Below are 11,962 nucleotides of genomic sequence, written 5' to 3'. Positions count from 1 at the left end.
AGGCGCGCGATATGTCTTTTATCACTCAATGAACGCGCATAAATGCTAGTGAATCAAGGTGAATACTGTATATTCCGTTGTCCCGCCCACCATCGCGGGCCGATTCTCACCGCCGCCGCGCACAGGTCAGTACCGCACAGACTTTGGCCGATTAGCCCATTACGTTGTGAGCAGTTCCAAACCAGGGAACCGAACACTCATCACCGCTTCCCCTTCACGAGAAGCACGTTATGTTTAGTTCCGTTCCCCACGCCTTTGAACATCCAAGGCAAAGGAACTAGTCGCTGGCTTCGGTATGGCCTATTTCTGTCCCTGTCTGGAAATGATCCGGGGGCGGGGCGGGGTCAGCCGCGGGCTAGTTCCTAGCTTCCCGATGCCGCCCAATCAGTACGGCACCCGATGCCAGCAGGGCGAGTGCCACCAGCAGCACGCCACCCACACTCGCGCCGGTCCGGGCCAGGTGTGGTTGCGAGACCGGCTGCGACGGGGGAACACCACCGGTCGGGGGCGCTGCGGGTGGGGTCACCGGTGGCGTGCCAGGTGGTGGGGCTACCGGTGGCGTGCCAGGTGGTGGGGCTACCGGTGGCGTGCTCGGCGGTGGGGTCACCGGTGGCGTGCTCGGCGGGGTTGTTGGCGGCGTATCCGGATTGTTCACCACCCGCACCTCCAGCGCCTGAGCGCGATTCGCAGCCGTGCGCGGCGCCACCTCCACCTTGGTCCACACATCTTCAGGCAGCGTAAAACCCTCCGGAGCCTTCGTCTCCTTCAGCCAGTACTCACCCGGCGTTAGCAAGTAGCTTCCACGGGTTCCCTCGGCTGGCTTGGCCAGGGTGATCACACCGTTGTTGTCGGCGAAGGGCATCGCCTTGATCTTGTCGTCCGTGAGCAACTCAGCCGGGTCCGCCTCGCCGGACAGCGTGACTGTGCCGTCAGCACCCGTGGTGAACGTCTCGTCGATCGACGGTTCTACTGCATCCCGGGAGGCGAACATCTGGAATTGGGCCCCGGGCAGCTTCTTGCCCTCATCGGTGTCGTCGGTCTTCGTTACCTTCAAATCAGCCGGAATCGGGCGGATCATGCGGTAGTAATGCTTGGTATCCAGGATCTGGTTATCCGGCGCCACCTCGGGGTTCAGCAGGTAAGAGGTGGTAAACGGATCCTTTGGCAAGTCGGTGGCTGTCAGGATATAGCCCTCCGGTACCGTGGAGATCTGCGCATCCCACGTCTCTTGGGACTGCACGGGTTCGAAGGCCGGGTAGCGCAGGTCGATGTGCCGGTCACGCATGCGCTCGCCGCGGGCACAGGTTTCCGCGAACGTTGGGTTGCCTTCCGCACACAGCCCAGCCCTGAAGCCGGCCAGCGGGAAAGTCTTTGCGGCCTCAACGATGCCGTCCTCTCGCACGTTCTCAATCGGGCCGTAAGCCGGCCACTCGTGGGCGTCGCGGGTTAAGAACTGCCTGTCGAATTCCTTCAGCCCCTCCAGCGGCGTGTACAGATCGTCGCGCTTCTGGGTGCGCGTGTGGAAGCCCGCCTGCGCCGGATCGGCCGCCGGGTACTTCTTGTCTAGGCGCTCCACGATGGGGTCGCCGGCCGGATCGGTCAGGGAATATCCCATCGCCTGGCGGTAGTTCTTTTCGTACACCGGGTGGACGACCACGTTGGCGTAAGGCTTGATCGTATCGCGGGAAACAAACGCGGAGACCGAGTTTCCGCCGACCGTGCCGGAGGCCTGGCGGTACTGCAGCAAAATGAACTTGTTGTGTTCCGGCACGGTGGCCGAGTACGTCATCACGTACTGCTTGTTCAGGTTGGAACTATCGGCGTTGCGCTCCCAGAAGTAGAAGCAATCGGACCCCTGATCCGTGTTGGAGCATTTATCTCCAAAGGAGCCATTGCCAGTGACGGTTTTACCGTCCAGCTTCAGGTCCCGGATGCCGATGTCCTCGTACGGCCCCACCTCGGTCTCCCCGGTTGCGGGGTCAGTGACGATGGTGCGCGAGTACAAGGTTGGGGAGATCCACGCTCGGCGAATGCCAGTTAGGCGGAAGTTCGGGTCGAAGGGCTGCGGGTCCAACTTGTCCTCGAAGGCAGTCACGGTCAGCAGACTCGCACGGTACAGGATATCGCCCGGCTCGGCGTTCATCGCTGCCGCCTGGCCATCGTAGTGGGAAGGCACGAGCAACTTAACTTCGCCGGTTTTAGGGTTTTCCCGCAGGTTCCACGTCACCTGGTAGCCAAATTGGCGCCCCTCGGCGAGAATCTGTGGCTGGGTTAGCGATGTATACAGTTCGCTTTGCAAAAGGTTGCGCACCGGCTCCGGGGTGGCCGGATCGGCAATCGCGGCCTGAACCTGCTTGTGCACACGGTCAAGAGTGCGGGTGAGGTTTACCACCCGGCCATCGCGTAAGGGAACCAGGATGTCCCGGTTGTTATCCGGGCGCAGCCTCTCGCGAATCTCGGGTGCGTAGTCGGCGGAATAGTCCTTGCCGTCATCGAAGATGACGTCCGTGACATCGCCGGGGTAGGGGTTGGCCGCGGTCGCCTCAACCGAGTTCGGGTAGGCCAGGATCGGCCCGGCGGCAGTGGCGCTATCGGTTGGTTCGGTAGCCGGCTGCGCGGTCGCCACGGTGGCACCACCCAGCATCACGCTCAGCGCCAGGGCGCTCGTGGCTATCCAGTGGGATGAGGTTCGGAAAATTCTCACTACTTCTACTCTCAAAAGACTTGTCAGTGTGGGGTAGCCTAAGCATGAGGTCCACTTGGTTGAAGAGTTGACCGTGTTTTTCTTGTTTCCATTGGTCCGCGTATTGCCGTGGGATGAGGTAGCCCAGGGAAGAGTGCGGATGGAAGTTATTGTAGCGTCGTGACCACTGATGAACGAGTAGCCGGGCCTGCTCATCACCCCATGCGTCGCCTGCCACCTGTTCAACGTGCTTCGCTACTACCCAGCTAGGTCAAGATCTGAGCGGTGGTCGGCCCTGATTCTCTGAGTTCGCGAGTCATATCAAGCTTGCGAACAATCTGATCAGAAGGGTGTTCACTAAACTCCTTCACCATTGATCCATTCTCCCCACCCACCTGGCAGGGCATCAACGGACAGCACTCAAGTCACCTGGGCCTAAACACCTGAGGCACTCCACCATCGACCTATCTGACTGTTCCGCCTAGCCGAGCCCGCCTCACTTGAGGGCGGGCATTTTCATGCCCAGAGTTAGCTGTTGCTCAACTCTCCAACGCTCTGACCAGGGAAAACGTAAACTAGCCAACGCTCGCCGAAAATTAGACCCCCCAAGGGCATACTCGCCAAACGTAACCCCAGCCTTATCAAATCCGAGGTCATAGTGGAGCCGATGACGGTGTCTGAAGTCATGACATAGTTGACACGGCGTTCCTGGGACTTTAATCGTGATGGGTGATAGGTCAGTCGAGACATCGTTGACAACCGCGCTCTTTGGAAGGCACTGGTGGACGAGACCAGTGAGGCGAGCGAGACAGAGTCGGAGCAGGCCAAGAGCAAGTGGTCTCGCTTGGAGGCTCTCGTCGGCGCGGAAGCGCGGCTGGATGCGATTGCCGCCGACATCGTCGCCCACTGGGAGAAGCGCCGTTCCTCCATGGCCGGCAAGGCGATGATCGTGACGATGAGCCGGCGTATTGCCGTCGCTCTGTACAACAAGATCACAGTCCTGCGCCCCGAATGGCACTCTGATGAGATCGACAAAGGCCGTATCAAGGTCGTGATGACAGGCTCTGCTGCTGACCCCGCCGAGTTCCAACCGCACATCCACTCCAAGGATGAACGGCGTGACCTCAAGCTCCGCGCGAAGAACCCTGATGACGAGCTGGAGATCGTGATCGTGCGCTACATGTGGCTCACCGGCTTTGACGCGCCCTCCTTGCACACCATGTACGTGGACAAGCCGATGCAGGGCGCGGGTCTCATGCAGGCCATCGCTCGGGTCAACCGGCGCTTCAAGGACAAGCCCGGTGGACTCATCGTCGACTACATCGGCCTGTTCGCCTCCCTCCAGCAGGCACTGAGCGTGTACTCACCCTCAGACCGTGAACAGTCGGGCGTGCCCATCCAAGAGCTCGTAGACGTCATGCTGGAAAAGCATGACGTGGTACGCGGCATGCTCCACGGCGTCACCTTCGATTCCTCCCCGGACCTGCCAGCCAAGGAGCGTCTGGCACAGTACGCCGCCGTGCTTGACCACGTGCTCTCTGCCCCGGACCTCACCGCCAGGTACAACGACCTAGTGCTCGCACTGGCAAAGGCTTTCGCGCTCGTGGCCTCACGCCCCGAGGCTGAGGCCATCCGCAACGACGTCCGCCTGTTCACCGATGTGCGTGCCGCAGTACTGAAGATCCTCAACCCCGACTCAGGTGAATCACGGCGAGGGGGCAGCAACCTCGATACCGTCCTCGGGCAGATGCTCAATGACGCGGTCACAGCAGACCAGGTCATTGACGTCTTCCATTTCGCTGGCATGGAATCCCCGGAACTGTCCCTGCTCTCCGATGAGTTCTTGGACTCGATCGCAGAGTCCAAGACTCCTAACCTTCAGCTGGGACTGCTGAGGCGACTGCTGGGGGACCAGATTCGCACTGTCAGCAGGAAGAACCTGGTCAAGGGCCGCAAGTTCTCCGAGATGCTTAATGACGCGTTGGCCCGCTACACGAACCGGTCTCTCACCACGGCAGAGATCATCGCTGAGCTGGTCAACCTGGCCAAGGAGATGCGGGCGGACAAAGAACGCGCCCAGAAGCTGGGGCTGAGCGAGGCGGAGATCGCCCTCTACGACGCCATCATCCAGAACGACTCGGCCATCCTCGAAATGGGCGATGACACCCTCAAGACCATCGCTCGGGAACTGGTGGCCACGATCCGCTCATCGGCCACCTTGGACTGGACGGTCAAAGAATCAGTGCGGGCTCGCATGCGTTCGCGCATCAAACGACTGCTCGCCAAGTACAAGTACCCGCCGGACAAGCGTGAGCAAGCCGTGCAGCTTGTGATCGAACAAGCCGAACATCTAGCTTCTGAGGACCGCGACTAAGTGTGAACGTGGCCCTTCTGTGTTTGTGGTGGAGAGGACACGTTCACCGTCGTACCTTTCGACGCTTGTTCGATACCTTTTGACGCAAGCCCCATACTTTTTGACGCGGGGCTGAACCTTTTGACGCTAGGCCATAATTTTTGACGCTTCCTGCCTTGACGCACCGAGCGAGCCTCTGAGACACCCCTCCGAGGCTCTGATCCACCCCGGTGGGGAGCCACTCCACAGCGCAACGCACCCAGCCCAACACCCTGAAAACCGCTGCAGAACAACAAAAACGCCACCCCGGACGCTTCTCGTCCAAGCCAGGACTCTTTGTGTCCAGAGTGACGTTCTAATGGAGCCGATGACGGGAATCGAACCCGCGCCGCCTGCTTGGGAAGCAGGAGTTCTACCATTGAACTACATCGGCATGGCAACAATTCTGAAGCCGCGATCAAGCTTAGCACGGTTGTTGTTACACTTGTGAACGTGCTGTATTCAGACCGCGATATTCGCCAAGCCATTGATGCCAATGAGCTCGTGATTGAGCCTTACGATCCCGCCCTCATCCAGCCTTCCAGCGTGGATGTGCGGATGGATCGTTTCTTCCGGGTGTTCAACAACTCTCGGTACACCCACATTGATCCGAAGCTGCAGCAAGACGAGCTGACGAGCCTGGTGGAAGTGGAAGAGGGCGAGCCGTTTGTGCTGCACCCTGGTGAGTTTGTGCTGGGTTCCACCCTGGAGAAGTTCACGTTGCCGCCGCATATGGCTGGCCGTCTGGAGGGGAAGTCGTCGTTAGGGCGCCTTGGCCTGCTCACGCACTCTACGGCGGGCTTCATTGATCCAGGGTTCTCGGGGTACATCACCTTGGAGCTTTCCAATGTGGCTAATCTGCCAATCACACTGTGGCCTGGCATGAAGGTGGGGCAGTTGGCCCTGTTTAAGATGACTTCGCCGGCGGAAACGCCTTATGGTTCTGGGGCATTGGGTTCGAAGTACCAGGGGCAGCGCGGCCCTACGCCGTCCAAGGCATATTTGAATTTCCGGTAGTTTTGGCTTCTGTTTCGCCTCTGTTCATGTGAGGCCTTTAGTTGTTGTAACTATGCGAATGACCGTGATTGGCACCGGTTATCTCGGTGCAACCCATGCAGCATGTATGGCGGAACTTGGGCACGAAGTGCTGGGGATTGACGTAGACGAACACAAAATTGCCCAGCTTGCCAAGGGGGAGGTGCCGTTCTACGAACCTGGTTTGCCGGAGGTACTCAGCAGAGGCCGGGAGGCCGGACGCCTTGCGTTCAGCACGGATTTTGCGCAGGCGGCGCAGTTCGCAAACGTGCACTTCCTGGGTGTGGGAACCCCGCAGCAAAAAGGTTCATACGCTGCGGATTTGCGCTATGTGCGCTCTGCGGTTGAGCAGTTGGTGCCGCACCTTGAGGGCCACCATGTGATCTTGGGGAAGTCTACGGTGCCCGTCGGTACTGCCGCCGAACTTCAGGAACTGGCGGATTCTTTAGCCCGGCCAGGGGCGAGCGTGGAGATTGCGTGGAACCCTGAGTTTCTCCGTGAGGGCTACGCGGTGAAAGACACCATCACCCCGGACCGCATTATGCTCGGTGTGCGCCCTGGCGGCATAGCGGAGCAGGTGGCGCGGGAAGTGTACGCCACCCCACTTGAGCAGGGGATTCCTTTCCTGGTTTCCAATTTGGCCACGGCTGAGCTGGTGAAAGTTTCTGCCAACGCGTTCCTGGCCACCAAGATTTCCTTCATCAATGCGGTCAGTGAGGTGTGCGAGGCAGCGGGTGCCGACGTCACCCAGGTGGCGCGTGCCATCGGCTACGACGATCGCATTGGCCACAAGTTCCTGGGCGCCGGATTGGGCTTTGGCGGCGGCTGCCTCCCCAAAGACATCCGCGCATACATAGCCCGCGCCGGTGAGCTGGGCGCCACTGAGGCCTTGACCTTCCTCCGGGAGGTGGACGCCATCAACATGCGCCGCCGCGAGCACATGGTGAATCTGGCAAAACGTGCCGTAGGTGGCCACTTGATTGGTGCCTCCATCACGGTGCTGGGATGCGCGTTTAAGCCAAACTCGGACGATGTGCGCGATTCCCCCGCCCTCAACGTGGCGGGTCAACTCTCCCTCAAGGGTGCCCAGGTAACGGTGTTTGACCCCCAAGCAATGGACAACGCCCGGAAAATCTTCCCCACCCTGCACTACGCTGAATCCGCCGAGGCAGCACTCCAGGGTGCTGACCTGGTGATTCTTGCCACTGAGTGGGATGAGTTCGTGCAGCTGGATCCCACACAGGTCCGCGGCTGGGTGCGCACCCCAGTGCTGATCGACGGCCGCAACGCCCTAGACTCCTCCCGCTGGGCAGAAGCGGGCTGGGATTACAAGGCGTTGGGTCGCACCTTTTAACCCCTGCTGCGGTGCCTCCCCCTAGCAGTCTTGGGGTGTGGGACGCTGGGGGCGTCGGTACGCGTTGCGCGTTCTGGCACCGTGAATGCCGCCAAGGCAGTGGCCAGCGGTACCGCCAATGTGAGGGCCAGTGCGCCGATCCCTGAGCGGAGGAGTTCGGTGGACATGATGTCGCTGGTCAATGTTTGGCCGAGGGGGCGGTCCGCGATGCTAAGCAGCAGCAACATTGGAAGAGATGCGCCGGTGTAAGTGAGAACCAGGGTGTAGACCATTGAGGAGATGTGGTCGCGCCCCACGGACATCGCACCGCGGAACAGTTCGGTGGGGGTGGCGTGGGGGTCGCGTTCGGCGAGTTCGGCAACGGTGGAGGCTTGGGCGATGGTGACGTCGTTCATCACCCCCAACGCGCCGATGATGAATCCACAGAGCATCAAGCCGGTAATGGACACATCCGGCAAATAGAGCAGCAGTTGGAGGTTGTCCTCATCAGCGAGGCCACGCAGGTGCGTGCTGTCAATGGCCAGATGAGCCAACACCGCTGCCACACCAAGAGCCATCAGTGTGCCACCCAAGGCACTCCATGCTTTCCACGTCAGCCCATGTACAAGCGGCACCGCCACCGTGAGGATCAGCGCGCCACCCACAATGGCTATGGCCAGCGGGGAAGTGCCCCGCACAATCGCAGGCAGTACAAACACCGCCACGATGGCCAAGGTCACCGCCAGGCCGACCAGCGCCCGCACCCCGCGCCACAGCGCAAACACCACCAGGGCCGCCGCAATCAGTGCACCCCACATCAGCAACACTGAGGTTCGCTCGTAATCCGCAAATGCGTAGCGTGTGCTGCCATCCTCGGCGCTACCCACCAGCATCTTGATTGAGTCCCCCACCTGCAGGTCCGGTTCGCCGGGTTGGGAGTGATTGATGATGAGAGTGCGTGTTTCCGGGGCGATCTCCACGATGTTCCACGTGCATTCGGTACCTGCACCCGGACTTACTTTGGGTGAGGTGCTAAAGGTACTCCCGGCGGCATCGGAATTGCACGCGCCAGGCGTTACCGCCACCACCTCTCCCTGCACCTGTTCTTGGCCCAGGGAGAAAGTCTGCGCAAAGTTTGGGCTCACATTCGGCTCACCGCGCGGCCACAACAGGAAGGTGCCAACCACGGTAGCCAGCGCGCTGAGCAGTAGAAACGCTGCGAGGATTCTGCGGCTTAGCATAGGAATTACTGCTTGTAGCTGCTAAGGAAGTTCCCCAAGCGCTCGATGGCATCTTCCAGTTGGCGGGCCCACGGCAGCGTGACCACGCGGAAGTGATCCGGTTTTGGCCAGTTGAAGCCGGAACCGTGCACCATGAGGATCTTCTCTGCGCGCAGGAGGTCCAGCATGAGCTGGGAGTCATCGTGAATGTCGTAATAGTTGAGGTCCAACTTGGGGAAAGCGTAGAGCGCACCCATGGGCTTGACGCAGCTCACGCCGGGGATCTCATTGAGCTTTTCCCAGGTGACGTTGCGCTGCTTGAGTAGGCGCCCGCCATCGCGGGTGAGCTCGTAGATGGACTGGCGCCCACCGAGTGCCACCTGAATGGCGTGCTGTGCCGGTACGTTTGCGCAAAGGCGAGTGCCGGCGAGCAGGTCCAGGCCCTGGATGAAGCCCTTGGCGTACTGCTTTGGGCCGGTGACAACCATCCACCCAGCGCGGTAGCCGGCCACGCGGTAGGCCTTGGATAGGCCGTTGTAGGTGATGCACAAAAGGTCCGGTGCCAGGGAGGCGATGTTGATGTGTTCGGCATCGTCATACAAGATGCGGTCATAGATCTCATCAGCCAGGATCAACAGGTCATGCTCGCGGGCAATGTCTACAATCTCCTGCAGCACCTTGCGGGAGTACACCGCACCCGTTGGGTTGTTGGGGTTGATCACCACAATGGCTTTGGTTTTTTCCGTGACCTTGGAGCGGATGTCCTCAATGGAGGGGTTCCAATTGTCCTCCTCATCGCAGAGGTAGTGCACGGGCTTGCCGCCGGCCAGGGAGGTAGCGGCGGTCCACAGCGGGTAGTCCGGTGCGGGGATCAGCACTTCATCACCGTTGTTGAGCAGCGCTTGGGTGGTCATAGAGATCAACTCGGAGACGCCGTTGCCCAGGTAGACGTCGTCAACGTCGAACTGCGGGAAGCCTTCAATCACCTCATAGCGGGTCACAATCGCGCGGCGCGCAGGGATAATGCCCTTGGAGGTGGAGTACCCCTGGGAGGTGGGGAGGGCCGCAATCATGTCTCGCATGATCACGTCTGGGGCATCGAAGCCAAACAGGGCAGGGTTGCCGGTGTTGAGTTTGAGGATGCTGTGCCCGTCAAGCTCAAGGCGCTCAGCTTCCTCCGCCACGGGGCCACGGATTTCATACAGGACGTCTTTCATCTTCTCCGATTGATCGAAGATCCGACGGCTCCTGCGGGCCTGCTGGCGTGTTGGCTTCTGCTGCTTTTTCTCAGTCACCCCGCCAATTCTAGCGTCCGCGCTTGTGCTTTAGCGCTTAAAGCGTTTCAGCAGATCGTTGGTGATCTCCAACGCGGTGTTGTTCAGCTCTGCAGCCCGTTGCTGACGGATGGCTTTTTGCTCTGCGCGCTGCTGCACGAACACCGCCTGGCTGGCCATGAGTTGGCGCTGCTGCATCATGCGCAGTTCCCGCATGCGTTCACGTTCCAGAGCGCGGGCACTTGGGGTGTACCAGTTGTCTGGCCCCACTTTCATCACGTAGAGAAGGATGAACACAATGGGGATGAGGGCCATCAGTGATGGAAACAGGATTCCTGCTTGGGGAATCGTGGAAAAAGCAATACTGCCCGCAAAGGCACCCACGGTGGTCAGCCCCATGATGCCTGCGCGGGTATGACGCCCGCGTTGGCGCAGCTCCTCAATTTCCCCAGCGGTGTAAGCGCGCCCTGCCTCCCCGAGCCGCGCGATGCCGTTTGGCAGGTCCTGGAACAGCACCTGTAGATCTGAGCGCATGACGGCGCTGGTGGCGTCGGTAAGCCTGCGTTCGTACTCCTCCATGGAGAGCCGCCCCTGGGCAAAGTGCGCCCCCAGATCGTTGATCGCTTGCTCGCGTTCGGTGTCACTGATCCGGAAGTCTGGGGAGTAGGGGGAGGTCATGGTTTCAAGATTTTAGTGGAGAATTGGCCGTGAGGGGAGGGCCCAGGAAATTCACAGCTCATTCACCGGCAGGCAACTTCCCGGCCTCATTGCTTCTGGAACGGCTGCGTAGTGTGCACACTTGTGACCACTTACGTGCTTGATACCTCCGTGTTGTTGTCCGACCCTTGGGCGTTTACCAAGTTTGCCGAGCACCCGGTGGTGCTGCCGCTGGTGGTGATCAACGAGCTTGAGGCTAAGCGCCACCACCCCGAACTCGGCTGGTTTGCCCGCGAAACGCTGCGTCACCTGGAGGAACTTCGCGTGGAACATGGCACGTTGCACCAGCCGGTGCCTGCGAACAACCAGCAAGGCACGGTACGGGTGGAGCTGAACAACCAAAACATGGAGGTGCTGCCCTCCGCGATGCGCGAACCCTCCGGCGACCACCGCATCCTCGCCTGCGCCCTCGGCATTGAGGACGCGGTGCTGGTGACCAAGGACATCCCGCTGCGCGTGAAAGCCGGCGCCGTGGGCCTGCCCGCTGAGGATTACCGCGCCCAAGATGTGCAATTCAGCGGCTACAGCGGCTTTGTGGAAGAACCCACCGACCCCGCCACGCTCCCCATCCACTGCGGCCTCAAGCTTTCCGACGGCACCTTGGCCCGTGTGGGGCACGGCGGTAGTGTGCGGCCGGTGCCGAACAAAGAAGTGTTTGGCGTTTGGGGGCGTTCCGATGAGCAACGCATTGCCATTGACCTGCTCACCGATGAGCAAGTGGGGATCGTGTCTATCGGCGGGCCGGCGGGTACTGGAAAGTCCGCACTCGCGCTGTGCGCCGGCCTGGACGCCGTATTGGAACAGCGCACACAGCGGCGCATTGTGGTGTTCCGCCCGCTCTACGCGGTAGGCGGCCAAGACTTGGGCTATCTGCCCGGCAGTGAATCGGAGAAGATGGCGCCCTGGTCCCAGGCGGTTTACGACACTCTGGAGGGCATAGTGAGTGACAACGTGATCGCCGAGGTGGAACAGCGCGGCCTTCTGGAAGTTCTGCCACTAACCCACATCCGCGGACGCTCCCTGCATGACAGCTTTGTGATCGTGGACGAGGCCCAATCTCTTGAGCGAACCGTCCTTCTCACCGTGCTTTCGCGCCTCGGCCGAGGCTCCCGCGTGGTGCTCACCCACGACGTCGCCCAGCGCGACAACCTCCGCGTAGGCCGCCACGACGGCATCCAAGCCGTCATCGAAAAACTCAAAGGCAACCCCCTCTTTGCCCACATCAACCTCCGCCATTCTGAACGCTCCGCCATCGCGGAGCTTGTGACCAGCATGTTGATGGAATAGAAGCTCGGTTACTAGAGGGGT

General features: G+C 60.5%; 9 protein-coding genes and 1 tRNA gene. 4 read left to right on the top strand and 6 right to left on the bottom strand.

Annotation, left to right across the window (positions count from 1 at the left end):
• Positions 1–355: 355 nt before the first annotated feature.
• A complete protein-coding gene (locus tag NQ018_RS11585) occupies positions 356–2,704 on the bottom strand; it encodes an isopeptide-forming domain-containing protein (protein ID WP_257058690.1) in 2,349 nt (782 codons plus the stop codon).
• Entirely contained in the window at positions 2,589–2,921 is a 333-nt protein-coding gene (locus NQ018_RS11580) for an integrase core domain-containing protein (RefSeq protein ID WP_373566891.1), read from the bottom strand. The genes NQ018_RS11585 and NQ018_RS11580 overlap by 116 nt, the downstream gene beginning before the upstream one ends.
• 543 nt (positions 2,922–3,464) lie before the next feature.
• On the opposite strand from NQ018_RS11580, the gene NQ018_RS04045 reads away from it, so the two are divergent.
• The gene (locus NQ018_RS04045) at positions 3,465–5,057 is read left to right on the top strand and encodes a type I restriction endonuclease subunit R (RefSeq protein ID WP_257058688.1); all 1,593 of its coding nucleotides are present in this window, start codon (positions 3,465–3,467) and stop codon (positions 5,055–5,057) included.
• Positions 5,058–5,395: 338 nt separating this feature from the next.
• Here NQ018_RS04045 and NQ018_RS04040 read toward each other — a convergent pair.
• Positions 5,396–5,469 (bottom strand) — tRNA-Gly (locus NQ018_RS04040).
• A gap of 59 nt (positions 5,470–5,528) precedes the next feature.
• Between NQ018_RS04040 and dcd the strand changes: the two genes are divergently transcribed.
• Positions 5,529–6,092, top strand: a complete 564-nt coding sequence (dcd, locus tag NQ018_RS04035) for a dCTP deaminase (RefSeq protein WP_257058686.1) — start codon at positions 5,529–5,531, stop codon at positions 6,090–6,092.
• 52 nt (positions 6,093–6,144) lie between these two features.
• Positions 6,145–7,464 (top strand): UDP-glucose dehydrogenase family protein, encoded by a 1,320-nt coding sequence (locus NQ018_RS04030; RefSeq protein WP_257058685.1) that lies wholly within the window; start codon positions 6,145–6,147, stop codon positions 7,462–7,464.
• On the opposite strand, the gene NQ018_RS04025 is transcribed toward NQ018_RS04030, so the two are convergent.
• The 3 genes from NQ018_RS04025 to NQ018_RS04015 form a co-directional block, all read right to left on the bottom strand.
• Positions 7,461–8,684, bottom strand: a complete 1,224-nt coding sequence (locus NQ018_RS04025) for a YibE/F family protein (RefSeq protein WP_257058682.1) — start codon at positions 8,682–8,684, stop codon at positions 7,461–7,463. The genes NQ018_RS04030 and NQ018_RS04025 overlap by 4 nt on opposite strands.
• 5 nt (positions 8,685–8,689) lie before the next feature.
• Complete coding sequence (locus NQ018_RS04020; RefSeq protein ID WP_257038721.1) at positions 8,690–9,880, bottom strand: pyridoxal phosphate-dependent aminotransferase; 1,191 nt, start codon at positions 9,878–9,880, stop codon at positions 8,690–8,692.
• Positions 9,881–9,988: 108 nt separating this feature from the next.
• Positions 9,989–10,615 carry a DUF1707 SHOCT-like domain-containing protein gene (locus tag NQ018_RS04015; RefSeq protein WP_257058678.1) on the bottom strand — a complete coding sequence of 209 codons (627 nt, stop codon included), beginning with the start codon at positions 10,613–10,615 and terminating at the stop codon, positions 9,989–9,991.
• A 111-nt stretch (positions 10,616–10,726) separates the two neighbouring features.
• Here NQ018_RS04015 and NQ018_RS04010 point away from each other — a divergent pair, with 111 nt between their 5' ends.
• Positions 10,727–11,941, top strand: coding sequence for a PhoH family protein (locus NQ018_RS04010; protein WP_373566890.1), 1,215 nt, complete (start codon positions 10,727–10,729; stop codon positions 11,939–11,941).
• Positions 11,942–11,962 lie beyond the last annotated feature (21 nt).

The sequence above is a fragment of the Corynebacterium kozikiae genome, from assembly GCF_024580965.1.
Taxonomy (GTDB): Bacteria; Actinomycetota; Actinomycetes; order Mycobacteriales; family Mycobacteriaceae; genus Corynebacterium; species Corynebacterium kozikiae.
This window is presented reverse-complemented; position numbering and strand designations above follow the sequence as displayed.